Genomic DNA, 26,670 nt, shown 5'->3' on the forward strand with positions numbered 1-26,670 from the left:
TAGAGTAATGTTATCTTAACTCATGACGGGAATGATCTTGAGCATTAACGCATTTAATGTTTATTTTAGTAGGCTGCAGCGATAAGTAAGACAACTAAGTGATTACATAATGAACAAAACAGAGCTATACACGGATCTGAACCGTGATTTTCAGGCATTGATGGCAGGTGAAACAAGTTTTCTGGCAACGTTGGCGAATACCAGTGCGTTGCTGTACGAGCGTCTTTCAGAAGTGAACTGGGCCGGTTTTTACCTGCTTGAGAATGACACGCTGGTGCTTGGCCCTTTCCAGGGCAAGATTGCCTGTGTGCGCATCCCGGTCGGGCGTGGTGTATGTGGTACAGCGGTCGCGCAAAACCAGGTACAGCGTATTGAGGACGTTCACGCCTTTGATGGGCATATTGCTTGCGACGCTGCCAGCAATGCTGAAATAGTATTGCCGATAACGGTTGAAAATCAGCTGATCGGCGTGCTGGATATTGATAGCACGGCGTTTGGGCGATTTACCGAAAAAGATGAACAGGGGCTGCGTACGCTTGTCGCCCAGCTTGAAACCGTGCTTGCAATGACGGATTACAAAAAATTCTTTGCGCCCGTCGCAGGATAATCAACGGATAACGTAGCAATTACTGATGGCGTCATTATAATGACGCCTGTTCATGCCTGCGCTTGTTGGCTACGTCCGTTGTAATCAGGAAATTTCATGGAAAATCAACCTAAGTTGAATAGCAGTAAAGAAGTCATCGCGTTTCTGGCCGAACGCTTCCCGCAGTGTTTTAGTGCGGAAGGCGAAGCGCGCCCGCTGAAAATTGGCATTTTTCAGGATCTGGTAGAGCGAATTGAGGGGGAAATGAACCTCAGCAAGACGCAACTTCGTTCTGCCTTACGTCTCTACACTTCAAGCTGGCGCTATCTGTATGGCGTTAAGCTGGGCGCAACACGTGTCGATCTCGACGGCAACCCATGCGGTGAGCTGGATGAGCAACACGTTGAGCATGCGCGTAAACAGCTTGAAGAAGCAAAAGCCCGCGTTCAGGCGCAACGTGCAGAGCAACAGGCGAAAAAACGCGAAGCGGCAGCTGCTGCTGGTGAAAAAGAAGATGCACCGCGTCGTGAGCGTAAGCCACGTCCAGCGCCGCGTCGTAAAGAAAGCGCAGAGCGTAAACCTCGCGCTGAAAAACCAGCTGCGAAAGCACCACGCGCGCCTCGCGAAGAACAGCATACCCCAGTGTCTGATATTTCAGTGCTGACGGTAGGGCAGTCCTTGAAGGTGAAAGCAGGTAATAATGCGATGGATGCCACCGTATTAGAAATCACCAAAGATGGCGTCCGTGTACAGCTGAATTCGGGTATGTCTTTGATTGTACGCGCAGAACACCTGGTGTTCTGAAACGGAGGCCTGGCCTGGCATGAACACTTTTTTTAGGCTTACTGCGTTAGCTGGTCTGCTTGCATTTGCAGGCCAGACTCTCGCTGCAGAAGACATCACGCGTGCCGATCAAATCCCCGTATTAAAGGAAGAAACGCAACATGCGACGGTGAGCGAGCGTGTGACATCGCGTTTTACGCGTTCACACTATCGCCAGTTCGATCTGGATCAGGCGTTTTCGGCAAAAATTTTCGACCGCTATCTGAATCTGCTCGACTACAGCCATAACGTGCTGTTGGCGAGCGATATTGAGCAGTTTGCTAAAAAGAAAACTGCCCTGGCCGATGAACTGCGTACAGGCAAGCTGGATGTCTTTTACGATCTCTATAATCTGGCGCAAAAGCGCCGGTTTGAACGTTATCAGTACGCATTAAGCGTGCTGGCGCGTCCAATGGATTTCACGGGTAACGACACCTTTAACCTGGATCGCAGTAAAGCGCCATGGCCGAAAAGCGAAGCTGAGCTCAATGCGCTGTGGGATGGCAAGGTTAAATTCGATGAGCTGAGTCTGAAACTCACCGGCAAGACCGATGCTGAAATCCGCGAAACGCTGACGCGTCGTTACAAATTCGCGATTCGCCGTCTGGCGCAGACCAACAGTGAAGATGTGTTCTCACTGGCGATGACTGCCTTTGCGCGCGAAATCGATCCGCATACCAACTATTTGTCCCCGCGTAACACTGAACAATTCAATACCGAAATGAGCTTGTCTCTGGAAGGTATTGGCGCAGTTCTGCAAATGGATGATGACTATACGGTCATTAACTCCATGGTGGCGGGCGGTCCGGCAGCCAAGAGCAAGGCGATCAGCGTAGGCGATCGTATTGTCGGTGTGGGCCAGACGGGCAAAGGCATGGTTGACGTGATTGGCTGGCGTCTTGATGACGTCGTTGCGCTGATCAAAGGGCCAAAAGGCAGCAAGGTTCGTCTTGAAATTCTGCCTGCGGGTAAAGGGACGAAGACGCGTACGGTAACGTTGACGCGTGAACGTATTCGTCTTGAAGACCGTGCAGTCAAAATGTCGGTGAAGACCGTTGGCAAAGAAAAAGTTGGTGTGCTGGATATTCCTGGTTTCTACGTTGGCTTGACGGATGACGTCAAAGTTCAGTTGCAGAAACTGGAAAAACAGAACGTCAGCAGTGTGGTTATCGACCTGCGTACCAACGGCGGGGGAGCCTTGACCGAAGCGGTGTCGCTTTCTGGTCTGTTCATTCCTTCTGGCCCGGTTGTACAGGTTCGCGACAATAACGGCAAGGTACGTGAAGACAGCGATACCGACGGCGTTGTTTACTATAAAGGCCCGCTGGTCGTGCTGGTTGATCGCTTTAGCGCGTCGGCATCCGAAATTTTTGCTGCGGCAATGCAGGATTACGGTCGCGCGTTGATTGTGGGTGAACCGACCTTCGGTAAAGGTACCGTACAGCAGTACCGCTCTCTGAACCGTATTTACGATCAGATGCTGCGCCCGGAATGGCCGGCATTGGGTTCTGTGCAGTACACCATCCAGAAATTCTACCGTGTGAACGGCGGAAGCACGCAGCGTAAGGGCGTTACGCCGGACATCATCATGCCGACAGGTAATGAAGAGACTGAAACCGGTGAGAAGTTCGAAGATAACGCGCTGCCATGGGATAGTGTCGATGCGGCAACCTATACTAAGTCCGAGAATCTGACGCCGTTCGGTCCTGAATTGCTGAAAGAGCATAATGCACGTATTGCGAACGATCCTGAGTTCCAGTACATCATGAAGGACATTGCGCGTTTCAATGCGATGAAGGATAAGCGTAATATCGCCTCTCTCAATTACGCTCAGCGTGAGAAAGAGAATAACGAAGACGACGCCCTGCGTCTGGCGCGTATCAACGATCGCTTCAAACGCGAAGGCAAGCCGCTGTTGAAGAAACTGGATGATCTGCCGAAGGATTACCAGGAGCCGGATCCGTATCTGGATGAGACGGTAAAAATCGCGCTCGACCTGGCGCATCTTGAAAAAGAGAAGCCAGCGGAACAGCCCGCAACCAGTCAGTAACGTCAAACAGGCACAAGAAATTGTGCCTGTTTTTTTAACAAGCGCATGAAGTCGTCAGCCAGATACAATAAAATGTAAAGTTGTGTCTTTCTGGTGACTTAGCACCTATGGATGCTTGAAAATAGCCGCAAGACCCATACGATATGGGTAATCGCATAGTGCGTTTTGTTAAATTGAGGTTAAAAGAAAATTATGATGCGAATCGCGCTCTTCCTGCTGACGAACCTGGCTGTGATGGTCGTTTTCGGGCTGGTATTGAGCCTGACAGGGATTCAGTCAAGCAGCGTTCAAGGCTTGTTGATTATGGCACTGCTGTTTGGTTTTGGTGGTTCCTTCATTTCGCTGCTGATGTCCAAATGGATGGCGTTAAAATCCGTTGGCGGGGAAGTGATCGAGCAACCCCGTAATGAAAGAGAACGCTGGCTGATGAATACGGTAGCGAATCAGGCTCGTCAGGCCGGGATCGCTATGCCGCAGGTCGCTATCTACCATGCGCCAGATATTAACGCGTTTGCAACCGGTGCGCGCCGGGATGCCTCGCTGGTGGCGGTCAGTACCGGTCTGTTGCAAAACATGAGCCCGGATGAAGCTGAAGCCGTTATTGCCCATGAAATCAGCCACATTGCCAATGGCGATATGGTCACCATGACGCTGATCCAGGGCGTAGTGAACACCTTTGTTATCTTTATCTCGCGTATTCTTGCGCAAATTGCCGCCGGTTTCATGGGTGGAAATCGTGATGAAGGCGAGGAGAGCAATGGTAACCCGCTCATCTACTTTGCCGTCGCAACGGTACTGGAGCTGGTGTTTGGTATCCTGGCAAGCATCATTACCATGTGGTTCTCACGTCATCGTGAATTCCACGCGGATGCCGGTTCAGCAAAACTGGTAGGTCGCGAGAAAATGATTGCGGCGCTGCAACGTCTGAAAACCAGCTATGAGCCGCAGGAAGCAACCAGCATGATGGCATTCTGCATTAACGGTAAATCCAAATCGTTGAGTGAGTTGTTTATGACCCACCCGCCACTGGATAAACGTATTGAAGCCTTGCGTAGCGGTGAATACCTGAAATAAGCCGCTGCAGAACAGGAAAAGCGCGTCGTAGGACGCGCTTTTTTTACGCCTGAACCCGGGGTTGCGTAATACGCAAACCACTGACAACTGCCGCTATCGCAGCCAGTACGCCTGCGGTGATCAGCGAGACGTGTGTCCCGCTGTCGCCAAACTGGTTCAACATCAGCGCCACCAACGCCGCACCACTACTCTGTCCCAGTAAGCGTGCCGTGCCCAGCATCCCGCTTGCGCCTCCGCTGCGTTCCCGTGGCGCGGAAGTGATGATGGTGTGATTGTTTGGCGACTGGAACAGACCAAATCCCGCTCCGCAGAGAATCATCGGCCAGATGATATTAAAATCCGTGGGTGAAGAGGGCAGGAGCACCAGCGAAAATAATCCACTCGCCATAAGCGCCATTCCCAGCGCACCTAACAACCCGGCATGGACGCGTTCAATTAAATAGCCGGCCAGCGGCGCCATGACCATGGTGGCAAGCGGCCATGGCGTCAGCAGCAACCCTGTTTCGACTTCGCTACGTCCTAACACCGTTTGCAGAAAGAACGGCAATGAAACCATGGCCAGCATCTGCGCGCAAAAGGAGCAGATAGAGGTACAAATGGAGAGCGAAAAGAGCGGTATGCGCAGGAGATCGACCGGTAGTAACGGGACAGGCAGTGCAAGTTGGCGGCGGATAAAGAAAAACCCTACTATCAGTAACCCTGCAAGTTCGGCGCCTGTCAGCGTAAGTGATTGTCCTTGTGCAAATCCACTGAGTGCCGTAATCAGCAAGCCAAAGGTAAGCGCGTTCATCACCGCACTGGGCAGATCAAAGCGGGGTTTATTGCTGCGAGGGGTATTGGGTGGCAGAAAACGCATGGCTAATAGCAGCGCGATAATACCCAGCGGGACGTTAATCAGGAATAACCATTTCCACGAGGCAATAGAGAGGATTGCCGCGGCAATGGTGGGGCCCGCCGCTGAGGAAACCGCGACGATAAAGGAGTTAATGCCCATTCCTCGGCCAAGTTGGCGATGGGGATAAATCAGCCGGATCAGCGCCGTGTTGACGCTCATCAGCGCCGCACCGCCAAAGCCCTGAGCGACGCGCGCCAGCGTCAGCATGTGCAGAGAATCTGACAGGGCACAAAATAGCGAAGCCAGCAGAAAAACGACCAGACCACATTTATAAATGCGTCGATAGCCAAACATGTCACCCAAAAAGGAAAGAGATAACAACGAAACCACAATAGCAATTTGGTAGGCGTTCACGATCCAAATTGAACTGGCAGGCGATGCCTGAAGATCGGTAGCAATAGTCGGAAGGGCAACGTTAGCAATTGCGCCATCCAATACGGCCATAGAGATGCCAATAATAATGGTTAAAATTGCCCCATAACGCTGGGGCAATGGCAGACCATCTGCCTGGATTTTTTCCATAGGAAGTCGATATCGTCGGAAATTATGATGAGAATAATGATTTTAGCATTGATATTCAGGTGTTATGTCGCAGATTTGTAACTAAGTAAGCAAAGATGGATTGCGAGCGCCGGTACGTGAAATTATAATAAAAACCGGTTCTGATTTTTATAAAACACTCGTAATGAGGTGATAAATGGCTATCGCAGATCTGGACAAACAACCCGATTCTGTATCTTCCGTGCTGAAGGTTTTTGGCATTCTGCAGGCGCTGGGTGAAGAGCGCGAGATTGGTATTACCGAATTGTCGCAACGCGTCATGATGTCAAAAAGCACCGTTTATCGCTTTTTGCAGACCATGAAAACGCTGGGTTATGTGGCACAAGAAGGGGAATCCGAGAAATACTCTCTGACCCTTAAACTGTTTGAGCTGGGCGCTCGCGCGTTGCAAAACGTTGATTTGATCCGTAGCGCTGATATTCAGATGCGTGAGTTGTCGCGTCTGACAAAAGAAACCGTGCATCTTGGTGCGCTGGATGAAGACAGCATCGTTTACATCCACAAAATTGACTCGATGTACAATTTGCGTATGTATTCTCGTGTCGGTCGTCGTAACCCGCTATACAGCACCGCTATTGGTAAAGTGCTGCTGGCATGGCGTGACCGTGAAGAAGTGAAACAAATTCTGGATGGCGTTGAATACAAACAAAGTACCGATCGTACGATAACCAATACCGATGAATTGCTGGTGCTGCTGGATAAAGTTCGTGAGCAGGGTTATGGCGAAGATAATGAAGAGCAGGAAGAAGGTCTGCGCTGCATTGGCGTACCGGTGTTTGATCGTTTCGGCGTGGTCATCGCAGGGTTGAGTATTTCATTCCCGACGTTGCGTTTCTCAGAAGAACGTTTACACGAGTATGTTGAAATGCTGCATACGGCAGCGCGTAAAATTTCAGAGCAAATGGGTTATAACGACTATCCATTCTGATCTGACAAATAAGCGTCATGTAAAAAAGCCCCAGGTGTTTTTTACCGGGGCTTTTTAATGACTAATAGAAGGGGCGTAGTAACAAATACCTTACCGATTTTTCTGTTCTTATTTTAACCGTTATCGACAACCACGGTGCTTTTCCTTAACAGGGGGCAATCCGACAGGCCAATGATACCACTGTTAGTGTGGACATATTGCGCGGTACTTGTCCCGCGGGCGGTAAGATATTGACATTGCAGACCCAGACCCGCCGCATTCTCCTTACTTCCTATCAAAACACCATAGCCGCTCAGTAATAAACCGATCCAAACCAGAGCTAACAACACAATAGCGCGGATAATCAGACGCATTACAACCTCTTATCATTTTTCGTTATTATTAGATTAGCCTGTACATGGTATGAAACAAGTGAATCATTCCTAAAAACATCTAATGCCGTTACAGTTAACGCTGGGTTTAGGTACCGCATGATAATTTATCGGCATAAGATGTAGATTCGAGAGTGGAGTGGGAGTGAAAAAAATTCGGTGGGTGGTGCTGATTGTTGTCGTGTTGGTATGCATACTGATGTGGGCGCAAGTGTTCAACATCATGTGCGATCAGGATGTGCAATTTTTCAGCGGAATTTGCGCCATCAATAAATTTATTCCGTGGTAAGCGCATTTTTGCAACTGTTGATTACCTTCTTGTGCGGCAGTGGTAAACTACGCTGTCTACATTGAGGTGGTGAAATGAACGAAGTTTTGAACTCTGGCGCGTTAAGTTTTGTGCCTTTTGTTGTATCGGTGGTGGTTCTGGTTCTCGGGCTTGTGTTGTGGTTCTTCATCAATCGGGCAAGTTCGCGTACCAACGAGCAGATAGAACTGCTTGAAGCGTTGTTAGATCAGCAAAAACGACAGAATGCATTGCTGCGTCGTCTTTGTGAAGCTAACGAACCAGAAAAAGCAGCGGAGCCTGCAGCGCAAAACCAGGACAGCGATGATGATATCATTCGTCTGGTAGCGGAACGGTAGTACTCAGGAAGACAGGGTGAGTTCTGCTGAGGGTATTCTCAGAAGCATCATCCTGTCGTCAACGATGTCAGATGATTTTCTTCTGTAACCATCACATCTATGTGCACTGACGTGCATGTTACCCCATACATTTCAGATGCTCTGACCAATTAATTTCATATCCCCGGTTGGAAATAAATATAATTACCCATACGACAATAATATGATTATGTCATTTTTGTGATAATGATCGGTTTTATTATCAGCGAAACGTTTCTCTTACTTTTTTTGTGCATTGTCATCAAACTTACATTATTTTGGTGAAAAATCAGAATGCGGATCTCATTTTTACGCTTGTGACATTTTATGCATTACTAAGCATAAAAAATGATAACCAGCAAAAGCCGTGATAGATAATCTGGAACAACCGAACCTATTGAGCTATGGTAAGAATGCCCCTGCAATGGCGCCAGTCAGCGGGAGCAAGGTGAGGGCGGCGAGGATATATCACTACGCAGTCTGTCGCATAACTGTGCAGTTACCGTTTGATGAACTTCAGGAATTGTGCGACTGATCGAGACACGTTTAAAAATGGCTTGCCATTATTAACGTTGTATGTGATAACACGTTTTGGGTTAAACGAGGTACAGTTCTGTTTATGTGTGGCATTTTCAGTAAAGAAGTCCTGAGTAAACACGTTGACGTTGAATACCGCTTCTCTGCCGAACCTTATATTAGTGCCTCAAGCAGTAATGTCTCAGTTTTATCTATGTTATGCCTGCGGGCGAAGAAAATACTCTAAGGAATTTTGCAAATGGCAAAGATTAAAGGTCAAGTTAAGTGGTTCAACGAGTCTAAAGGTTTTGGTTTCATTACTCCGGCTGATGGCAGCAAAGACGTGTTCGTACACTTCTCCGCTATCCAGGGTAACGGCTTCAAAACTCTGGCTGAAGGCCAGAACGTTGAGTTCGAAATTCAGGACGGCCAGAAAGGTCCGGCTGCTGTTAACGTAACAGCTATCTGATCGATACCACTGATTTGAAGCGCCCAGGCGCAACAATCTCAGATATAAAGCCTCGCTCATGCGGGGCTTTTTAATTCAAATTACGTCTAAATGTTTCCGAAAGCCTTTCTATTAGCGCTTTGTTGCAAAGGCATGATGTTCGTAGCATTGTTTTACCCGCTTTATCCCGCCAATTCCCGTTAAATCAGTCACCTGAATAACAAGCTTGCTGGAGACCAGGTGAAAAAGAAAAACGACGGCGATGCTCGCAATTTTACACCCGTACGTTTTGCCCTGCTTTGTGTGGCAATATTATTAAGTCTGGGATTGCTACTCGGCCGGGTTGCGTGGCTACAAATTGTTACGCCGACGAATCTGGTCAAGCAAGAGGACATGCGTTCTCTCCGCGAGGTAACAACGGCCTCGCCACGCGGAATGATCACCGACCGGGAAGGGCGGCCGCTGGCGGTAAGCGTACCGGTCAACGCCGTCTGGGCCGATCCGAAAGTCATCACAAGCAAAGGCGGCGTGGGCTATGACGCGCGCTGGCAGGCGCTGGCGAAGAACCTGCACCTGTCGCTTAGCGCACTGGCGCAACGCGTTAACAGTAACCCTGCCGGACGCTTTATCTATCTGGCGCGACAAATTTCACCTCAGCAGGCTGAATGGGTTGATGATCTCAATCTGCCGGGCATTAATCTGCGCGAAGAGTCCCGTCGCTTCTATCCTGCCGGTCATGTCGCCGCCAATCTGATTGGCTTTACGAACATTGATGGTCAGGGCATTGAAGGTATTGAGAAAAGCTTCAATTCGCAGTTGATGGGAAAACCCGGCTCCCGCCTGGTGCGTAAAGATAAATTTGGGCATGTGATCGAAAACATCACGGAAGTGTTGCCAGTGCCTGCGCATGAACTGCAGCTGAGTATTGATGAGCGTTTGCAGACGGTCACGGAAGATGCGCTGGATAATGCCGTGACGTGGAATAAAGCCGAATCCGGGGCCGCCGTGCTGGTCAGTATCGCAACCGGTGAAATTCTGTCGATGGCCAGTTTCCCCGACTTCAATCCCAACAACCGTGATGGCGCAGTGCTGGATGATTTTCGCAACCGCGCGATCAGTGACACCTTTGAACCGGGCTCTACCGTCAAACCGTTGGTGATCATGACCGCACTTCAACAGGGTATTGTGCAGCCTGATAGCGTGATTGATACTCATCCCTTTAATGTAGACGGGCACCGGATTCGTGACGTCGGCTTTTACCCTGAGCTCTCGCTGACCGGTATTTTGCAAAAATCGAGCGATACCGGGGTGTCTCATCTCTCGCTGGCGATGCCTGTGCAACGCCTGCTGGATACGTACAAAAACTTTGGTTTTGGTGATCCAACGGGTCTCGGCTTAACCGGCGAAAGCAGCGGTTTAATGCCCCAGCGACGTTACTGGAGCGATCTGGATCGCGCGACCTTCGCGTTTGGCTACGGATTGATGGTGACGCCGCTACAGTTGGCGCATGTCTACGCCACGATAGGCAGCTTTGGTATCTATCGGCCGCTTTCAATTACACGTATTGACCCGCCCGTGATTGGGACGCGTGTGATGCCGGAGACACTGGTGCATCAGGTTGAACATATGATGGAAAGCGTCGCGTTGCCAGGCGGTGGGGGAACAAAAGCGGCAGTACGAGATTATCGCGTCGCTGTTAAAACCGGGACAGCGAAGAAAATTGGCGATGACGGTAAATATGTCGATAAATACGTGGCGTACACCGCAGGCGTTGCTCCGGCGAGCGACCCCAAATTCGCGCTGGTGGTGGTAATCAACAATCCGCAAAACGGGGCGTATTACGGTGGTGCGGTTTCAGCGCCTGTCTTTAGCCAGATCATGGGGGATGTTTTGCGTCTGGAAAACGTGAAACCGGATGCGATGCCTGCCAACTCGGATCATTTGCTGGTTATGCACGGCAATCACGAACTTTCTCCGTCGCTGTAAGTTATTTTCCCAGGGCGCAATTCGCGTTACACTTGCGCCCTTAAGTCACCTGCCGGAGTTGTCATGTCGTTTTCCTGTCCTCTTTGCCACCAGCCCCTCACTCAAGCGAAAAACAGTTTTGTCTGCCCTGGGCGGCATCAGTTTGATGTGGCGAAAGAAGGGTATGTCAACTTACTTCCTGTTCAGCATAAGCGCTCGCGCGACCCAGGTGACAGTGCTGAAATGATGCAGGCGCGTCGGGCATTTCTTGATGCCGGACATTATCAGCCGCTGCGTGATGCCATCGTGAATGTGCTGAAAGAAGCACTGAGTTCAGACGACGCGACGATTCTGGATATCGGCTGTGGTGAGGGGTATTACACTCATGCATTTGCCGATGTGCCGGGGGCTCGCGCAACGTTTGGCCTTGATGTCGCGAAAGTGGCGATTAAGGCCGCAGCCAGACGCTATCCGCAAGTGACCTTTTGCGTCGCCTCCAGCCATCGTCTGCCTTTTGCCGATGCGTCAATGGACGCCATCATCAGGATCTACGCGCCCTGCAAGGCGCAAGAACTGGCTCGTGTGGTGAAACCGGGAGGATGGGTGATCACGGCGACGCCGGGGCCGCGTCATTTGATGGAGCTGAAGGGCTTGATCTATGACGACGTGCGCCTGCATGCGCCACATGCCGAGCAACTGGACGGTTTTGAACTGAAACAGAGCATTGCGCTGGGGTATCAGATGCAGCTCAATGGCAGCGAGGCTGTCGCATTACTGCAAATGACGCCGTTTGCCTGGCGAGCAAAACCGGAAGTGTGGGAAGCGCTGGCGGGGGAAAAGACCTTTAACTGCCAGACAGACTTTAGCATTCATATCTGGCAGCGTATCAATTAACCGTGGAAGTGAGCCCAGAGGATCTGGGCGCCAATTCCGATCAGAACCACCCCGCCCAGGATTTCGGCCCGTTTGCCTAGCATCGGGCCAATAAAACGACCAATCATCATACCGAGTGTGGACATGATCAGCGTAGCGCAGCCGATGGCCAGCGCAGTGGCGATGATGTTTACCTGCAAGAATGCCAGGCCTACACCGACGGCCATCGCGTCAAGGCTGGTGGCGATAGCGGTAGTGACCAGTAACCAAAAACCGTGGCGACGCTGTGGCTCTTCATCTTCATCGCCATTGTCGCGGAAACCTTCGATGATCATTCGTCCGCCTAAAAATATCAGCAGGATGAAGGCAATCCAGTGGTTCCACTCGAGGACGAATTTACTTGCCAGCATGCCCATTCCCCAGCCAATTAACGGCGTCAGGGTTTCGACTGCGCCAAAAATAAGGCCAGTGCGTAGCGCTTCAGAGAATTTGGGTTTATGCAGGGTGGCACCTTTGCCAATTGATGCAGCGAAAGCATCCATCGACATGCCGAACGCGAGGAGAACAGTAGCGGTGATATTCATAACAGCATCCTGACCGGGGTATCCATTAAACACATCACTGCCCCCAGTAACCATGCACGCCAGAACACGCAGTTCATACGGTATGCATTGCAGTTGATGTGTCTATGGTCTCGCCTGACTAAACCTGAGTGTTCAGTCCGTACGCGCCACGTTTTTCAACGAGTATGTTGACACGTACATTTCCGGAGTCTGGAAATCGGCTACTCCCCAATGACGGGCGCAACCTTAACATATTTTGAGAATATAAAACAAGAAAGGAGGAAAATATTATTTGACTTCTAATTGAAAACGATTTTCATTTAGATTTAATTATGGATAAAACGTTAAATAAAATAACAAGCGGGGAAATGGAATATAGCCTTAGCTATGTTTAATGTTTACTGATATACCGAAAACATAGTTCAGGCTATATTTCTAAGTTATTGATTTGAGATTAGTAATTTATATATCTTCTCAAGGTCGTCTATATTTCGTACGCGGATGAGCAATCGCCGCTGTTCTAATTGCATAACCAGCACGCCATCTTCCGATAAATTCATCTCTTTAATCCGGTTATATTCAACCCAAACATTGGCGAAGAAAAAACCTTTTTGTTTAAAGATGATTTTGGGTGTACGGATCCAGAACAGATACAACCCCATCAATACCAGTGCACATAATAACCATGTGGTAAATTGCGCCCCGTGGCTGGTGATATTGTTGTAGATAAGAATGACGATCAACCCAATGAAGATAACGCTATCAACACGGCTGCGCGGCAGCAGGAGAACAGTAAGCAGAGTAGGGCCATTACGGCGGGGCATGATGAACTGATCGTAAATGGCGAACGCCAGTAGCGATAAGATAAAAAGAACCAGCACCAGGTCCGTGATAGTCATGAATCCTCAACCCTCTAAATAGAAAAACCGGGGGCAAGCCCCCGGTGATAGACAACACTCTTACAGGCCGAGCAGACCGACAGCGTAACCCGCGATACCGATGACGAAGAAGCCAACGATGATCCACAGTGGGTTCACTTTCTTACGCAGCAGCCACATACAGGCGAAGGTCAGCAACAGCGGTACCAGGCCAGGCATCAGCTGATCAAGGATAGTCTGTACGGTGGTAACACGTGTCTGGCCATCCTGACCCGTGATAGTAGAAACTACCAGCGGGATGTTGACGTGCGTCCACTTGTTAACCAATGCCCCCATGACAAACAGGCCGAGGATTGACGCCCCCTCAGTCAGTTTTTGCAGGAAGCCGCCGCCCATATCTTTAACGATATCGACACCTTTACGGTAACCGTATGCCACACCGTAGTAACGGGTCGCCAGACGAACCATGTTGAACAGGATAAAGAACAGCAGTGGTCCAAGCAGGCTGCCGCTCATCGCGATACCTGCGCCGAGTGCGGCGAATACCGGACGTACAGTACCCCAGAAAATCGGGTCGCCCACGCCTGCCAGCGGACCCATCAGACCAACTTTGATACCGTTGATAGCACCATCGTCAATCTCTGCGCCGTTAGCACGCTGTTCTTCCATCGCCAGCGTTACGCCCAGTACAGGCGCTGCGACGTACGGATGGGTGTTAAAGAATTCCAGGTGACGTTTAATCGCTTGTTTACGTGCGTCGTTGTTTTCCGGGTACAAGCGGCGGATAGCCGGTACCATGGAGAAACAAAAACCCAGCGCCTGCATACGTTCGAAGTTCCATGAACCCTGAAACAGGTTAGAACGAATGAACACGCCACGAATGTCACTCTGAGTGAGTTTTTTCTCGGTGGTAGTTTTAGTCATATCAACCATTTCGCTCACCTGCTAGTCCAGTTCGTTATCAAGATCGTTGTTACCCGCCGCCTGTACTGGCGCACCGGCTACGCGGTTATATTTCGGGCTCAGCTGAATGTAGAGGATGGCCATGACTGCACCAATCACACCCAGAGCAACCAGGTTGAAGTTAGTGAATGCCGCGGTGACAAAGCCGAGGTAGAAGAATGGCATCAGGTAGCCTGCGCGCATCATGTTGATGACCATCGCATAACCGACGACGACAATCATACCACCCGCAATGTTCAGACCGCCGGTCACGACTTCAGGGATGGCGTTCAGCATGCTCTGTACTTCACTGGTACCGACAGAAATCGCTACGATAACCGCCGGGATAGCGATACGCATAGCCTGCAGGAACAGCGAGGACACGTGGATCCAGGAGAGCGCTGTCAGGTTGCCGTTTTCGGCTGCCTTATCCGCTGCGTGCTGGAAGGCGACGGTGATGGTACGAACGATGATGGTCAGAACCTGGCCTGCTGCGGCCAGCGGGATTGCCAGCGCGATACCGGCACCAATGCTTTGGTGACCCGCGATAACCAGAACGGTAGAAATAATAGAGGCCAGTGCGGCATCGGGTGCAACGGCGGCACCGATGTTCATCCAGCCCAGGGCGATCATTTCCAGGGTACCACCGATGATAATACCGGTTTTCATATCCCCGAGAACGGCACCAATCAGCGTACAGGCCACCAACGGACGGTGGAACTGAAATTCATCGAGTACCGACTCCATACCCGCGATACATGCGACGATGAACACCAGCACAATCTGAAGAGTGGTAATCTCCATTGTACTTCTCCTATTGCTATACAGACTTAAGTGTGAAAACTAAGTAAATGCCTGGGGGCTATTTCGCCGCTTTGGCAATCAAATCCATCATTTTCAGTTTCTGATCGGTAGAAACCTTACGGGCCTCAAGCTCGATGCCGCGCTCGTTGAGTTTCTTGAAGGCTTCGATGTCTTTCTCATCGACAGAAATTGCGTTGTTAACCTGCGTTTTCCCCTGACGGAAAGCCATGCCGCCAATGTTTACGGAGGTAATCTTCACGCCACCTTCGACGATACGTTCAACATCGGTTGGATTGGTGAACAGCAGCATCACACGTTCGCCTGCGTATTTCGGGTTGTTGTAGACGCGGATCATTTTCGCGACATCAACCACGTGCGCTGTCACACCCGGAGGGGCGACCTGAGTCAGCAGCGTTTTACGTACGGTATCGGCAGCCACTTCATCACTGACAACAATAATGCGGGTAACGTTTGTTTCTTTGGTCCAGCGCGTTGCAACCTGACCGTGGATTAAGCGGTCATCAATACGCGCGAGGCCGATCTGCATATAATCGTTCGGGCCCATCGGTTTAGTCGGTGCGGCGGCTTTGGGTGCTGCTGCTACTGCAGCCGGCGCGGCTTTTTCGACCGGTTTGGCTTTCAGCGCTTTTACGCCTTCGCTTCCGGTTTCCACGGCCAACGCAACTAATTCGTCGAAGCTTGGATTGTCATCACGTGCCATGAACGTTTCGACCAGCATCGGAATGTTCACGCCCGCGATCACTTCGTAATGCTCTTTATCGACGACAATGCGGCTCGCAGCGTTGAATGGACTGCCTCCCCATGTGTCAACGAGAAACAGCACGCCTTTACTGGTGTCGAGTTTTGCCAACTGAGCGTTGTACTTTTCAATCAGCGTTTCGGCATTTTCGCCTGGAACGAAATCGATCCAGCCGACATTTTCCTGCTCGCCTAACAACATCTCTGCTGTTTTAAGTAACTGCTCTGCAGCCCAACCATGTGTGCCTATAACAATAGCAATGGTCACTTGCTACCTCCTTTATTATCGTTAACACATCAACGTGAAGATGTATTTTGAATCGTCGTCCGCAATCGAATCGATTCAGATAAGGGTTACAAAGAAAAACGTATGATTTTCGTGAATTATTTTAGATATCGAAAAAATTATTTTGTGTGATGAAGATCCGTTAATTAACTTCCGGTTAAAAGAAATTTCGAAGAGTAAAATATCTCCGAAACAACTTATTGCAAAGGAAGGTAAATCTTTGCTAAAAAACGGTTGTCTCTGTTATGTTTAGCATATGTTTAACTAATCAGGAGTATAGGGCAGTAGCCCACCGTATGGATCGTCACCGACGTCATTTCACCTTTAGGCCTCTCCGCGCCTGTCTGTTTGGCACTTTTTGCCACAAAATTTATCTGCATATTGCTTCAACGCCTGACGTATTCAGGACGCAAACTGATCATTCCTTAAGCAGGAGCTTGTCATGGAACTCTTAATGGACCCGTCGATTTGGGTGGGTTTGCTCACGCTTGTTGTTCTCGAAATCGTTCTGGGTATTGATAACCTGGTCTTTATTGCGATTCTGGCCGATAAGCTGCCGCCAAAACAGCGAGATAAAGCGCGTCTTATCGGTTTGTCGTTAGCGCTGGTTATGCGCTTAGGCTTGTTGTCCGTGATTTCATGGATGGTGACGCTGACCAAACCGTTGTTCACCGTGATGGACTACGCGTTCTCGGGGCGTGACCTGATTATGCTGCTGGGGGGGATATTCCTCTTGTTCAAGGCCACCACTGAGTTGCATGAGCGGCTGGAAAACCGAGAGCATGATACCGGGCAGTCAAAAGGCTATGCGAGTTTTTGGGTCGTCGTGACGCAGATTGTTATCCTGGATGCGGTCTTCTCCCTGGATGCGGTGATTACCGCGGTCGGTATGGTTAACCACCTGCCGGTTATGATGGCGGCGGTCGTGATTGCGATGGCGGTGATGCTGCTGGCGTCCAAGCCACTGACGCGATTTGTGAATCAGCATCCGACGGTTGTGGTGTTGTGTCTGAGCTTCTTGCTGATGATTGGTTTAAGCCTTGTCGCAGAAGGGTTTGGCTTCCATATTCCGAAAGGTTATCTGTACGCGGCCATTGGCTTCTCGATTATTATCGAGCTGTTTAACCAGATTGCCCGTCGTAACTTTATTCGCCATCAGTCAACGCTGCCGCTGCGCGCGCGCACCGCAGACGCCATTCTTCGCCTGATGGGCGGTAAACGTCAGGCGGGTGTGCAGATGGAATCGGATAACCCGGTGCCAGTTCCGGTGCCTGAAGGGGCGTTTGTCGAAGAAGAACGCTATATGATCAACGGCGTGCTGTCCCTGGCGTCACGTTCATTACGCGGCATTATGACGCCCCGTGGTGAAATTAGCTGGGTAGATGCTGATCTGAGCGTGGATGAAATTCGTGAACAGTTGCTCTCTTCTCCGCATAGCCTGTTCCCGGTGTGTCGTGGCGAGCTTGACGAAATAATCGGTATCGTCCGGGCAAAAGAGTTGTTAGTGGCGCTTGAAGACGGTGTGGATGTGGCGGCGATTGCTTCTGCGTCACCGGCTATCGTGGTACCGGAAACGCTGGACCCGATTAATCTGTTAGGTGTCTTACGTCGCGCCCGCGGTAGCTTTGTTATCGTCACCAATGAGTTTGGTGTGGTGCAAGGTCTGGTTACGCCGCTGGACGTACTGGAAGCCATCGCTGGCGAGTTCCCGGATGCGGATGAAACGCCGGAGATTATTGCTGATGCAGGCGGCTGGCTGGTGAAAGGCGGGACCGATCTGCACGCGTTACAGCAAGCGCTGGACGTTGATACGCTGGTGGATGAAGACGAAGACATCGCCACCGTGGCCGGGTTAGTCATAGCGGCTAACGGTCATATTCCACGTGTAGGTGATGTTATTGAGGTCGCGCCGTTGAGCATTACGATTGTCGAAGCCAATGACTATCGTGTGGATTTAGTTCGCATTGTTAAAGAACATATTGCTCACGACGAAGACGAGTAATCGGGTTTAACGCAGCGGTACAGCGGGCATGATATGCCTCCCGTTGTGCCGGGCGGGCGGTGGTGTACTGCCCGCCAACCATTTTGGGAAGTCGCGAAGCGGCATTGGCTTAGCGTAGAGAAAACCCTGCAATATATGTACGCCATGTCGCCGCAAATGCTGCGCCTGCGCCTGCGTTTCAACACCTTCCGCCACCAGTTCGATATTCAGTTTTTTACCCAGCGCAATAATGATGTCGATAACGGTTGAGTTCACGGCGTCAGTGCCGATCGCTGAAGTAAATGATTTATCTATCTTCAGCACATCCGGGCGCAACTTCTCCAGCCACGAAAGTGAACTGTTGCCGGTACCAAAGTCATCAATCGCCAGCTTAGCGCCAAGGCGGTTCAATTCACGCACAATCCGATAATCCACATCCAGTAAGGCATCGCGTTCGGTCAGCTCGATCACCAGTTGTTGAATGGGATGCTGACTGAACCAGTACTGATTGAGATCTTTTAACAGCGTGCCGTGGCGAAAATGGCTGGCGGCGACATTAATACCGATGTGAAACTGGCTGTTCATCGGGAAGACGTGGCGTTGCTGAATGGTTTCTGCGATGACATGACGGGTGAGGGGGACAATCAGGTTGTGCTCTTCCGCAATAGGGATAAACACGTCCGGTGAAATCCACCCCTGGCGCGGGTTATTCCAACGCAACAGGATTTCCACCCCCATGCATTGCTGAGTCTGGGCATTGAGCAGGGGCTGACAAAATAGCTCAAATTCACGTTGGGCAAGCGCCAGGTTAATTTCCCAGGAAAAGCTCATTCTGTTGGCTGTCGCAAGCCAGGCAAGGTATCCCACTAACAAGCTGAGCATGACCGCCAGCGGCAATTGCGTCGGTAAGTGCTTAAACGCCAGTTCACTGGCCCCCGGTCCGGTGACGCTGATGGTGAAGGGAAAATGCTGTGATGAGAGCTGGTAGCGTTTTTCATTATTGAGCTCGGGTAAGGTATCCACAACGCCTTGCCCATAGAGCAGGTGCTGGTTGCCAACGGTCAGACTTGCATTGGTGATTTGCGGCGGCTGAGGCTCAAGCAGCATGCTGGATAATAAATCGATATTGATAATTTCCACCACGCCATCGTCACCACTGGAAGAAGAGGGATACCACTGCGTCAGTATAGGACTGCCTTTGATCAGTGCGTGGTCAGTGGAAAGCAGCAGTCGTGGCTCCCGGCTGGGCAGTTCAGGCTGAAGCTGGCGTATTGGGATATTGCGATAACCAAAAATGCTTGAACAATAAAGAATCCCCCCCTGAATCAGGTTGATGGAGCGTACCGTCTGCAGTCTGGCAGCGTGTTTGCTCAGGGGTAAGCGCGCAACGGAACAGGGTAAACCAATCAACGGCAACAGAATATCGCGTCCGGCCTGCAACGGAAGGAGCACGTCGTCCAGTGCTTCTACGGCATGATTCGCAAAAGTGACCGTGGAATGGTGATTTAAATTACGCTCCGAAATAAATCGTGCAGACAATGTAAGGATGAGTGTAAGAAGTGCACAAATCGTGCAGACGATTAAGCGATTACGGCGATAGTTTTTGATGATCCGTTGTGCTGTTTGCATGCGGGCCGCCCGATAAGCCGTTGGTCACATAAGCCAATGGCAACAGAGCAAGTGTAGTGGGGAAAATTACAGTAGACGAGGGAGAGGGTGTAAATTCGCCCATCCGTCGCAGATGGGCGAAAATGAAGTATTAGTCACACTGAACTTTAATCGCCAGACCACCGCGTGACGTTTCACGGTATTTGGCGTTCATGTCCTTGCCTGTCTCATACATGGTTTCGATGACTTTATCCAGCGAGACACGCGGCGCACTGGTACGGCGCATGGCCATACGTGCGGCGTTGATCGCTTTCACAGAGGCAATCGCGTTACGCTCAATGCACGGTACCTGAACCTGTCCTGCAACCGGGTCACAGGTTAAGCCCAGGTTGTGTTCCATACCGATTTCAGCGGCCACACAGACCTGCTCCGGGCTTGCGCCGAGCAGCTCTGCCAGACCGGCTGCCGCCATGGAACATGCCACGCCGACTTCGCCCTGACAACCGACTTCCGCACCAGAGATAGAGGCGTTCATTTTGTACAGCGCACCAATGGCACCGGCCGCCAGGAAGTAACGGGTATAGATATCCGGGCTGACGGATTCGATGAAATGATCGTAATAGGCCAGCACGGCAGGCACGATACCGCAAGCGCCGTTGGTTGGCGCCGTCACCACGCGACCACCGGCGGCGTTCTCTTCGTTGACAGCCAGCGCAAACATGTTGACCCAGTCGATCACGTTCATCGGATCGTTAGAGAGCTTATCGCTGGAGACCAACATACGACGCAGGGCAGACGCACGACGCGGAACACGCAGTGGCCCAGGCAGAATACCTTCGGTGTTCATGCCACGATCGATACATGCCTGCATGGTTTGCCAGACATGACCAAAATACTCTTCAATCTCTTTTTGGCTGTGCAGTGCCAGTTCGTTCTGCATCACCATGCCAGAAAGGGACAGACCGGTGCTGTTGCAGTATTCCAGCATTTCAGTGGCGGATTTGAACGGATAAGGAACACTGACTTCGTTCGCGGCATCCTGGCCAAAATGTTCTTCATCAACGATGAATCCACCGCCAATGGAATAGTACGTTTTGCTGTAAATGGCGGTTTCGCCGTTATACGCGTGGATCTGCATGCCGTTTTCATGCAGCGGCAGATTGCCATTGTGAAAACGCATGCCGTCATTTTGCGGGAAATCCACTTCGTGCTGTCCCTGCGCAAGCAGCAGGCGACCACGCGTTTCTACGTCGCGGATAAATCCGGGAATGCTGTCAATATCCACGGTTGCAGGTTCATTACCTGCCAGACCCATAATAATGGCGATATCGGTGTGGTGACCTTTACCCGTGAGCGACAGTGAACCATACACGTCGACGGCAACACGGGTAACGCTGTCAAGCAATCCTTTTTCGACCAGGTCATCGACGAACTGTTTACCCGCCTTCATAGGCCCTACGGTGTGGGAAGATGAGGGACCAATCCCCACCTTAAACATGTCGAATAGACTAATCACGATAATACTCCTACAGGGCGACTGGGCTTTCCAGTAACGATGTTATAACTGCGCATAGTGTAAGAGGGAACGCGGCGATCGGCTTAACTATTCACATGAATTAAACTAATAGATAACCGCGATTTTACTAATATTGTGACGGGAGTTTCAGGTTGTGTCTTCCGCGCGTAAAGATAAGTATAGTCAGGGCTTCACGCCAATTTGCAGTGCCAGCTCACGAATTATCCCGGCTGTCATTCCCCAGACGAAATAATGCTCATACCAGGATAACCATACGCGATGAGAATCGCCACGACGGTAAATATCCAGCGGATGATAACGTCCCAAATGCAGAGCCTGCGCCAGCGGCATTTCAAAAACAGCGGAGACTTCATCTTCACTTGCGCGATAAGGCAAATTCGGCGGGATAATGCCGACCACCGGCGTGACCTGAAATCCCGTTACGCTGTCAACCGGAGGCAGAACACCGATCACCTCAACGCATGAGGGGGGAATAGCCACTTCTTCTTCGGCTTCCCGCAGCGCCGCGGCGATCAGCGAGGCATCGCTGCTGTCCACCGCACCGCCGGGGAAGGCAACCTGCCCGGCATGTTTACGCAGATGGACGGAACGCTGAGTCAGAAGGAGTCCCGGTTGTGGACGTCGCACGACGGGAATCAGCACAGCAGCCTGGCGCTGGTTTAGCGCTTCGCGGTTGATTTGCGGACGCAAAAGTTGGAAGCGCGACAGGAAATCATTGAGCGTCAGGCTGTTGTATTCCACGGTTCAGTTCTCCAGTTGGTGCAAAATACGATTCACTTTATCAAACGTTTCCTGATATTCCGCATCTTCCTGACTGTCCGCCACAATGCCGCCACCCGCAGAGCAGTAGATTTGTCCGTCAATCGCGGTCAGTGTGCGGATGGTGATACTGGTATCCATATTGCCGCAAAAGCTCAGATAACCAATGCTGCCGCACCAGGCGTTTCGTCTTTGTGGCTCCAGTTCATCAATAATTTCCATCGCCCGCACTTTCGGCGCGCCGGTAATGGATCCTCCCGGGAAGGCCGCGCGTAGCAAATCTGTGGCGTGTAGCGCTGCGGGCAGCTGCGCGGTGATGGTGCTGACAAGATGGTGCACCGCAGGGAAAGGTTCGACCACGAACAGTTCTGGAACTTTAACCGACCCTGGCACGGCAACGCGACCAATATCGTTACGCATCAAATCGACGATCATCAGGTTTTCCGCGCGATCTTTTGGCGAATTAGCCAGCTTTTGCGCCTGCAGACGATCGGCATCAGGGGCGTCCAGTCTGGGTAACGTCCCTTTTATGGGGCGCGTCTGGATCTGCTGATTTTCTAACTGGATAAAACGTTCCGGCGAAAGGCTGAGGATCGCACCGTCTTCAAAACGTAAAAATGCGCTGAACGGGGCGCGGTTAGCGTGATTGAGTCGCACAAAGGCTTGCCACTCATCCCCCTGATAACGCGCCTGAAAGCGCTGGGCAAGGTTAACCTGATAACAGTCGCCGCTGTGCAGGTAGTGCTGCACCTGACGGAACTTTTGCCCGTACTGTTCACGGCTCATGTTCGATTGCCATGCTGATGTTAAGGCAAACGGTTCTGCCGGGCGGATTTGCTGCTGTTCCAGCCAGTTCAGGCGAGCCTCAACATCGCCATGGCTAAGCAGCGAAACGGTTTGCCGCTGGTGATCGACAATCAGAGCCCAGTCGTAAATCCCGACCGCCATATCCGGCAGGGCGATATCCTGTGCGGCTATGTCCGGGAGAGATTCAAAGCGGCGACCCAGATCGTAACCGAACAGGCCCAGTGCGCCGCCCTGAAAGGGGAAGTCAGGATGGTATTCTGGTTGAATCGCCAGCGACGTTAGCGCAGAGCGTAGTACCGTCATCGGGTCATCAACGGTATGAGTGATACCGTGGGAGCAGCGCAGAACGGTCTCTTCGCCGCAGGTGACCAGCGTTGTGATCGGATCAGCAACCAGTATATCAAAGCGATTATGCGGATGATCTGCATGACCAGAATGCAACAGCATCGCCCACGGCAGATGGCTTAAAGTCGAAAAATAGCGTTCAGCGGCATCCTGACGCCAGGGTAATGTGATTACTGCGGGAGATAACGTCTTCATCTGTCCTGACTCGTTACTACTCTACTGGCTTACTGCCCGGTAGCATGAAATAATTAGCGCTGACAATTTAGCAGGAGTTAACAATGTTTGCAGGTTTACCTTCACTCAGTCATGAGCAGCAGCAAAAAGCGGTAGAGCGTATTCAGGAACTGATGTCACAAGGGATGAGCAGCGGACAAGCGATTGCTCTGGTTGCTGAAGAGCTACGCGCCACCCATACCGGCGAGCGGATCGTGGCGCGTTTTGAAGATGAAGATGAGTAACGTCGCTTACACCGCGGCGATAATCTTTATCTCTACTTTGTATTTTGGATTCATCAGTCCGGCCTGTACCGTACAACGAACCGGCGCGTGACCGGCAACAACCCACGCGTCCCAGGCTTTATTCATAGCGGCAAAATCGTTTTTGTCTGCCAGAAAGAGGGTAGCATCAAGAATACGTGACTTGCTGCTGCCCTGTTTTTCCAGTACCGCATCAATTTGCGCCAGCGTGTTTGCCGTTTGTTCGAACGCGTCGGCATCCAGGTTTTCCGGCACGCCGGTGTAATACAGCGTGTTGTTATGGATCACTACGTCAGACCAACGTGCTTCGGCATCAATGCGCACAATCGTCATAAATCATTCCTTATTTACATTTTTCTTAATGGGCTTCAGATTGCGCCAAGACTGCCATAATGTTGCGCCCACGTCACCTCTTCAACTGGCGAAAGACCCGCTGGCCTGACATAATCCCTGTTCAAATGAACAGGGGGTAGTGTGACGGACGATTTTGCAGCAGACGGTCAGTTGGCTAAAGCGATACCGGGTTTTAAACCGCGTGAACCACAACGACAGATGGCCGTAGCCGTCGCGCATGCCATTGAAAAATCACAACCGCTTGTGGTGGAAGCCGGAACCGGAACAGGGAAAACCTACGCTTATCTTGCGCCTGCGCTGCGCGCCGGGAAGAAAGTGATCATCTCTACGGGGTCAAAAGCGCTGCAGGATCAGCTCTACAGCCGCGATTTGCCGACCGTGGCGAAAGCGCTGGAATTTACCGGCAAACTGGCCTTGCTGAAAGGGCGCTCTAACTACCTCTGTCTGGAACGCCTTGAGCAACAGGCGTTAGCGGGAGGCGACCTGCCGGTTCAAACCTTAAGCGATGTTATCCTGCTACGCTCGTGGTCCAATCAAACACAGGATGGCGACATCAGCACCTGTGTCAGCGTGGCGGAAGATTCGCAGGCGTGGCCGCTGGTGACCAGCACTAACGACAACTGTCTTGGCAGCGACTGCCCACTGTATAAAGAGTGCTTTGTGGTCAAAGCGCGTAAAAAAGCGATGGATGCCGATGTGGTCGTGGTCAACCACCATCTGTTTCTCGCTGATATGGTGGTGAAAGAGAGCGGGTTCGGTGAACTGATCCCCGAAGCTGATGTGATGATCTTCGATGAAGCCCATCAGCTACCGGATATCGCCAGCCAGTATTTCGGTCAATCGCTTTCCAGCCGCCAACTGCTTGATCTGGCAAAAGACATTACCATTGCGTATCGCACCGAGCTTAAAGACACCCAGCAATTGCAAAAATGCGCCGACCGGCTTGCGCAAAGCGCGCAGGATTTTCGCCTGCAATTGGGCGAACCGGGTTATCGCGGAAACCTGCGGGAGTTGCTGGCCGATCAACGTGTTCAGCGGGCATTGTTACTGCTCGATGATACGCTGGAGTTGTGCTACGACGTGGCGAAATTGTCGCTGGGGCGTTCGGCGCTGCTGGATGCTGCGTTTGAGCGCGCCACGCTCTATCGCGCCCGCTTGAAACGCCTGAAAGAGATTAACCAGCCTGGATTCAGTTACTGGTATGAATGCACCTCGCGTCATTTCACTCTGGCGCTGACGCCGCTCACCGTTGCGGATAAATTCAAAGAGGTGATGGAACAAAAGCCTGGCTGCTGGATTTTTACCTCCGCCACGCTGTCGGTTAACGACGATCTCCATCACTTCACGGCGCGGCTGGGCATTGAGCAGGCCGAATCAATGCTGCTACCCAGCCCCTTTGACTACACGCGCCAGGCACTCCTGTGCGTTCCGCGCAATTTACCGCAAACCAATCAGCCGGGCGCGGCGCGTCAGTTGGCATCCATGCTGCGGCCGATTATCGAGGCGAACAATGGTCGCTGCTTTATGCTCTGCACCTCGCATGCCATGATGCGCGATCTTGCTGAGCAGTTTCGCGCCACCATGACGCTCCCCGTACTGCTGCAGGGAGAGACCAGTAAAGGACAACTGTTACAGCAGTTTGTTAACGCGGGAAATGCCTTACTGGTCGCAACCAGCAGCTTCTGGGAAGGGGTAGACGTGCGTGGCGATACGCTGTCGCTGGTCATTATCGACAAGCTGCCGTTTACCTCGCCGGACGATCCGCTACTCAAAGCGCGCATGGAAGACTGCCGCCTGCGCGGGGGCGATCCTTTTGATGAAGTCCAGCTCCCGGATGCAGTGATTACGCTGAAACAGGGCGTGGGTCGTCTGATACGCGACGCGGACGATCGCGGTGTGCTGGTGATTTGCGACAACCGTCTGGTCATGCGTCCCTATGGCGCGACCTTCCTGGCAAGCCTGCCGCCTGCGCCCCGAACCCGTGACATTGCCCGTGCCGTTCGATTCCTTGCAATACCAACGGCTGAGTAATTTGTGATGGAGTGTGGTAAGATGCGCGCCAAATTTATTGACCTGATCACGAAGACCCATGCGAATTCTGGCTATTGATACCGCCACAGAGGCGTGCTCCGTTGCCCTGTGGAATGACGGTAATATCAAGGCTCATTTCGAGCTTTGCCCACGAGAACATACCCAACGAATCCTGCCGATGGTTGAGGATATCCTCGCCGCTGGCGACATCACGTTAACTGACATTGACGCGCTGGCGTTCGGGCGCGGTCCCGGCAGTTTTACCGGCGTACGCATTGGCATTGGCATCGCTCAGGGGCTGGCGTTAGGCGCGGATTTACCCATGATCGGTGTGTCTACGCTGGCGACCATGGCGCAGGGAGCCTGGCGTAAAACCGGCGCGACGCGCGTACTGGCGGCGATTGATGCGCGTATGGGGGAAGTTTACTGGGCCGAATATCAGCGTGATGAAAATGGCATCTGGCACGGCGAAGAAACGGAAGCGGTGTTAACACCGGAACAGGCGCATGAGCGCATGTTGCAACTTTCCGGTGACTGGGTGACGGTCGGAACGGGCTGGCCGGCATGGACTGAACTCGGCAAAGACAGTGGTCTGACGCTGGTTGATGGCGACGTGCTGCTTCCGGCGGCTGAAGATATGCTGCCGATTGCCACACACATGTTGGCTGCCGGTAAGACGGTTGCAGTGGAACAGGCTGAGCCGGTTTATTTACGTAACACCGTGGCGTGGAAGAAACTTCCCGGTAAAGAATGAATCTTAGTAGTAAATACCCTGATGAAGATGAATT

28 protein-coding genes and 1 riboswitch are annotated in these 26,670 nt (G+C 51.5%); of the genes, 16 read left to right on the forward strand and 12 right to left on the reverse strand.

Annotated elements, in window-relative coordinates; genetic code table 11:
• Positions 1-109: 109 nt before the first annotated feature.
• From N7268_RS19670 to htpX, 4 genes are all read left to right on the forward strand, one after another.
• On the forward strand, positions 110-607 hold the full coding sequence (locus N7268_RS19670; RefSeq protein WP_260864143.1) for a GAF domain-containing protein: 498 nt from the start codon (positions 110-112) through the stop codon (positions 605-607).
• A 96-nt stretch (positions 608-703) separates the two neighbouring features.
• Entirely contained in the window at positions 704-1,390 is a 687-nt protein-coding gene (gene proQ, locus N7268_RS19675; RefSeq protein ID WP_198903922.1) for an RNA chaperone ProQ, read from the forward strand.
• A gap of 19 nt (positions 1,391-1,409) precedes the next feature.
• Positions 1,410-3,458 (forward strand): carboxy terminal-processing peptidase, encoded by a 2,049-nt coding sequence (gene prc, locus N7268_RS19680; RefSeq protein WP_198903923.1) that lies wholly within the window; start codon positions 1,410-1,412, stop codon positions 3,456-3,458.
• A gap of 192 nt (positions 3,459-3,650) precedes the next feature.
• On the forward strand, positions 3,651-4,532 hold the full coding sequence (gene htpX, locus N7268_RS19685) for a protease HtpX (protein ID WP_137363906.1): 882 nt from the start codon (positions 3,651-3,653) through the stop codon (positions 4,530-4,532).
• A 43-nt stretch (positions 4,533-4,575) separates the two neighbouring features.
• Here the strand turns inward: htpX and N7268_RS19690 are convergent, their stop codons facing one another.
• Positions 4,576-5,949, reverse strand: coding sequence for an MFS transporter (locus N7268_RS19690; protein ID WP_260864144.1), 1,374 nt, complete (start codon positions 5,947-5,949; stop codon positions 4,576-4,578).
• Between the two features lie 175 nt (positions 5,950-6,124).
• On the opposite strand from N7268_RS19690, the gene kdgR reads away from it, so the two are divergent.
• Positions 6,125-6,916, forward strand: a complete 792-nt coding sequence (gene kdgR, locus N7268_RS19695) for a DNA-binding transcriptional regulator KdgR (protein WP_260864145.1) — start codon at positions 6,125-6,127, stop codon at positions 6,914-6,916.
• A gap of 113 nt (positions 6,917-7,029) precedes the next feature.
• Here the strand turns inward: kdgR and N7268_RS19700 are convergent, their stop codons facing one another.
• Positions 7,030-7,269, reverse strand: a complete 240-nt coding sequence (locus N7268_RS19700; protein ID WP_198903926.1) for a YobH family protein — start codon at positions 7,267-7,269, stop codon at positions 7,030-7,032.
• Positions 7,270-7,432: 163 nt separating this feature from the next.
• Between N7268_RS19700 and mgrB the strand changes: the two genes are divergently transcribed.
• The 6 genes from mgrB (at position 7,433) to rlmA (ending at position 11,773) form a co-directional block, all read left to right on the forward strand.
• Entirely contained in the window at positions 7,433-7,576 is a 144-nt protein-coding gene (gene mgrB, locus N7268_RS19705; protein ID WP_003034977.1) for a PhoP/PhoQ regulator MgrB, read from the forward strand.
• 74 nt (positions 7,577-7,650) lie between these two features.
• Positions 7,651-7,932: a YebO family protein gene (locus N7268_RS19710; protein WP_260864146.1), complete on the forward strand. Its 282-nt coding sequence runs from the start codon at positions 7,651-7,653 to the stop codon at positions 7,930-7,932.
• A 637-nt stretch (positions 7,933-8,569) separates the two neighbouring features.
• Complete coding sequence (locus N7268_RS19715; RefSeq protein ID WP_003034983.1) at positions 8,570-8,713, forward strand: DUF2627 domain-containing protein; 144 nt, start codon at positions 8,570-8,572, stop codon at positions 8,711-8,713.
• A 12-nt stretch (positions 8,714-8,725) separates the two neighbouring features.
• Complete coding sequence (cspE, locus tag N7268_RS19720; RefSeq protein WP_001062678.1) at positions 8,726-8,935, forward strand: transcription antiterminator/RNA stability regulator CspE; 210 nt, start codon at positions 8,726-8,728, stop codon at positions 8,933-8,935.
• Between the two features lie 219 nt (positions 8,936-9,154).
• Positions 9,155-10,900, forward strand: a complete 1,746-nt coding sequence (ftsI, locus tag N7268_RS19725) for a peptidoglycan glycosyltransferase FtsI (RefSeq protein ID WP_260864147.1) — start codon at positions 9,155-9,157, stop codon at positions 10,898-10,900.
• Between the two features lie 63 nt (positions 10,901-10,963).
• Entirely contained in the window at positions 10,964-11,773 is an 810-nt protein-coding gene (gene rlmA, locus N7268_RS19730; protein WP_260864148.1) for a 23S rRNA (guanine(745)-N(1))-methyltransferase, read from the forward strand.
• Here the strand turns inward: rlmA and mntP are convergent.
• From mntP to manX, 5 genes are all read right to left on the reverse strand, one after another.
• On the reverse strand, positions 11,770-12,336 hold the full coding sequence (gene mntP / locus N7268_RS19735; RefSeq protein WP_260864149.1) for a manganese efflux pump MntP: 567 nt from the start codon (positions 12,334-12,336) through the stop codon (positions 11,770-11,772). The genes rlmA and mntP overlap by 4 nt on opposite strands.
• Before the next feature lie 121 nt (positions 12,337-12,457).
• Positions 12,458-12,557, reverse strand: a riboswitch (yybP-ykoY riboswitch).
• A gap of 198 nt (positions 12,558-12,755) precedes the next feature.
• On the reverse strand, positions 12,756-13,214 hold the full coding sequence (locus N7268_RS19740) for a DUF986 family protein (RefSeq protein ID WP_260864150.1): 459 nt from the start codon (positions 13,212-13,214) through the stop codon (positions 12,756-12,758).
• Between the two features lie 60 nt (positions 13,215-13,274).
• The gene (locus tag N7268_RS19745; RefSeq protein ID WP_198903932.1) at positions 13,275-14,126 is read right to left on the reverse strand and encodes a PTS mannose transporter subunit IID; all 852 of its coding nucleotides are present in this window, start codon (positions 14,124-14,126) and stop codon (positions 13,275-13,277) included.
• 12 nt (positions 14,127-14,138) lie between these two features.
• Positions 14,139-14,939, reverse strand: a complete 801-nt coding sequence (manY, locus tag N7268_RS19750) for a PTS mannose transporter subunit IIC (RefSeq protein ID WP_134708066.1) — start codon at positions 14,937-14,939, stop codon at positions 14,139-14,141.
• 58 nt (positions 14,940-14,997) lie between these two features.
• Complete coding sequence (manX, locus tag N7268_RS19755; protein WP_260864151.1) at positions 14,998-15,966, reverse strand: PTS mannose transporter subunit IIAB; 969 nt, start codon at positions 15,964-15,966, stop codon at positions 14,998-15,000.
• 314 nt (positions 15,967-16,280) lie between these two features.
• Between manX and N7268_RS25245 the strand changes: the two genes are divergently transcribed.
• Complete coding sequence (locus N7268_RS25245) at positions 16,281-16,439, forward strand: protein YoaL (protein ID WP_409929208.1); 159 nt, start codon at positions 16,281-16,283, stop codon at positions 16,437-16,439.
• The gene (gene yoaE, locus N7268_RS19760) at positions 16,427-17,986 is read left to right on the forward strand and encodes a CNNM family cation transport protein YoaE (protein WP_260864152.1); all 1,560 of its coding nucleotides are present in this window, start codon (positions 16,427-16,429) and stop codon (positions 17,984-17,986) included. The genes N7268_RS25245 and yoaE overlap by 13 nt, the downstream gene beginning before the upstream one ends.
• A 6-nt stretch (positions 17,987-17,992) precedes the next feature.
• On the opposite strand, the gene N7268_RS19765 is transcribed toward yoaE, so the two are convergent.
• The 4 genes from N7268_RS19765 to pabB all read right to left on the reverse strand — a co-directional run bounded on the left by N7268_RS19765 (position 17,993) and on the right by pabB (position 23,216).
• A complete protein-coding gene (locus N7268_RS19765; RefSeq protein WP_260864153.1) occupies positions 17,993-19,594 on the reverse strand; it encodes an EAL domain-containing protein in 1,602 nt (533 codons plus the stop codon).
• Between the two features lie 130 nt (positions 19,595-19,724).
• A complete protein-coding gene (gene sdaA, locus N7268_RS19770) occupies positions 19,725-21,089 on the reverse strand; it encodes an L-serine ammonia-lyase (protein WP_260864154.1) in 1,365 nt (454 codons plus the stop codon).
• Between the two features lie 183 nt (positions 21,090-21,272).
• The gene (locus N7268_RS19775; RefSeq protein WP_198903937.1) at positions 21,273-21,851 is read right to left on the reverse strand and encodes a CoA pyrophosphatase; all 579 of its coding nucleotides are present in this window, start codon (positions 21,849-21,851) and stop codon (positions 21,273-21,275) included.
• 3 nt (positions 21,852-21,854) lie between these two features.
• Complete coding sequence (gene pabB, locus N7268_RS19780) at positions 21,855-23,216, reverse strand: aminodeoxychorismate synthase component 1 (protein WP_260864155.1); 1,362 nt, start codon at positions 23,214-23,216, stop codon at positions 21,855-21,857.
• Between the two features lie 83 nt (positions 23,217-23,299).
• On the opposite strand from pabB, the gene N7268_RS19785 reads away from it, so the two are divergent.
• The gene (locus tag N7268_RS19785; RefSeq protein ID WP_043000413.1) at positions 23,300-23,479 is read left to right on the forward strand and encodes a YoaH family protein; all 180 of its coding nucleotides are present in this window, start codon (positions 23,300-23,302) and stop codon (positions 23,477-23,479) included.
• A 6-nt stretch (positions 23,480-23,485) separates the two neighbouring features.
• On the opposite strand, the gene N7268_RS19790 is transcribed toward N7268_RS19785, so the two are convergent.
• Complete coding sequence (locus tag N7268_RS19790) at positions 23,486-23,830, reverse strand: RidA family protein (RefSeq protein WP_016153387.1); 345 nt, start codon at positions 23,828-23,830, stop codon at positions 23,486-23,488.
• Between the two features lie 141 nt (positions 23,831-23,971).
• On the opposite strand from N7268_RS19790, the gene N7268_RS19795 reads away from it, so the two are divergent.
• A complete protein-coding gene (locus N7268_RS19795; RefSeq protein ID WP_260864156.1) occupies positions 23,972-25,882 on the forward strand; it encodes an ATP-dependent DNA helicase in 1,911 nt (636 codons plus the stop codon).
• A gap of 58 nt (positions 25,883-25,940) precedes the next feature.
• Positions 25,941-26,636 carry a tRNA (adenosine(37)-N6)-threonylcarbamoyltransferase complex dimerization subunit type 1 TsaB gene (gene tsaB, locus N7268_RS19800; protein ID WP_260864157.1) on the forward strand — a complete coding sequence of 232 codons (696 nt, stop codon included), beginning with the start codon at positions 25,941-25,943 and terminating at the stop codon, positions 26,634-26,636.
• Positions 26,637-26,670: the final 34 nt, after the last annotated feature.

The organism is Citrobacter sp. Marseille-Q6884, from assembly GCF_945906775.1.
In the GTDB taxonomy this organism is placed as follows: domain Bacteria; phylum Pseudomonadota; class Gammaproteobacteria; order Enterobacterales; family Enterobacteriaceae; genus Citrobacter.

Bases quoted from the DNA above. Each gene is read 5' to 3' on its own strand.
- N7268_RS19785 (WP_043000413.1), top strand. From the start codon at position 23,300: ATGTTTGCAGGTTTACCTTCACTCAGTCATGAGCAGCAGCAAAAAGCG.
- N7268_RS19710 (WP_260864146.1), top strand. From the start codon at position 7,651: ATGAACGAAGTTTTGAACTCTGGCGCGTTAAGTTTTGTGCCTTTTGTT.
- N7268_RS19740 (WP_260864150.1), bottom strand. From the start codon at position 13,214: ATGACTATCACGGACCTGGTGCTGGTTCTTTTTATCTTATCGCTACTG.
- tsaB (WP_260864157.1), top strand. From the start codon at position 25,941: ATGCGAATTCTGGCTATTGATACCGCCACAGAGGCGTGCTCCGTTGCC.
- N7268_RS19670 (WP_260864143.1), top strand. From the start codon at position 110: ATGAACAAAACAGAGCTATACACGGATCTGAACCGTGATTTTCAGGCA.
- manY (WP_134708066.1), bottom strand. From the start codon at position 14,939: ATGGAGATTACCACTCTTCAGATTGTGCTGGTGTTCATCGTCGCATGT.
- cspE (WP_001062678.1), top strand. From the start codon at position 8,726: ATGGCAAAGATTAAAGGTCAAGTTAAGTGGTTCAACGAGTCTAAAGGT.
- rlmA (WP_260864148.1), top strand. From the start codon at position 10,964: ATGTCGTTTTCCTGTCCTCTTTGCCACCAGCCCCTCACTCAAGCGAAA.
- N7268_RS19690 (WP_260864144.1), bottom strand. From the start codon at position 5,949: ATGGAAAAAATCCAGGCAGATGGTCTGCCATTGCCCCAGCGTTATGGG.
- N7268_RS19745 (WP_198903932.1), bottom strand. From the start codon at position 14,126: ATGGTTGATATGACTAAAACTACCACCGAGAAAAAACTCACTCAGAGT.
- yoaE (WP_260864152.1), top strand. From the start codon at position 16,427: ATGGAACTCTTAATGGACCCGTCGATTTGGGTGGGTTTGCTCACGCTT.
- N7268_RS19765 (WP_260864153.1), bottom strand. From the start codon at position 19,594: ATGCAAACAGCACAACGGATCATCAAAAACTATCGCCGTAATCGCTTA.
- htpX (WP_137363906.1), top strand. From the start codon at position 3,651: ATGATGCGAATCGCGCTCTTCCTGCTGACGAACCTGGCTGTGATGGTC.
- N7268_RS19715 (WP_003034983.1), top strand. From the start codon at position 8,570: ATGTGTGGCATTTTCAGTAAAGAAGTCCTGAGTAAACACGTTGACGTT.
- kdgR (WP_260864145.1), top strand. From the start codon at position 6,125: ATGGCTATCGCAGATCTGGACAAACAACCCGATTCTGTATCTTCCGTG.
- proQ (WP_198903922.1), top strand. From the start codon at position 704: ATGGAAAATCAACCTAAGTTGAATAGCAGTAAAGAAGTCATCGCGTTT.
- N7268_RS25245 (WP_409929208.1), top strand. From the start codon at position 16,281: ATGGATCGTCACCGACGTCATTTCACCTTTAGGCCTCTCCGCGCCTGT.
- mntP (WP_260864149.1), bottom strand. From the start codon at position 12,336: ATGAATATCACCGCTACTGTTCTCCTCGCGTTCGGCATGTCGATGGAT.
- N7268_RS19790 (WP_016153387.1), bottom strand. From the start codon at position 23,830: ATGACGATTGTGCGCATTGATGCCGAAGCACGTTGGTCTGACGTAGTG.
- N7268_RS19700 (WP_198903926.1), bottom strand. From the start codon at position 7,269: ATGCGTCTGATTATCCGCGCTATTGTGTTGTTAGCTCTGGTTTGGATC.
- pabB (WP_260864155.1), bottom strand. From the start codon at position 23,216: ATGAAGACGTTATCTCCCGCAGTAATCACATTACCCTGGCGTCAGGAT.
- prc (WP_198903923.1), top strand. From the start codon at position 1,410: ATGAACACTTTTTTTAGGCTTACTGCGTTAGCTGGTCTGCTTGCATTT.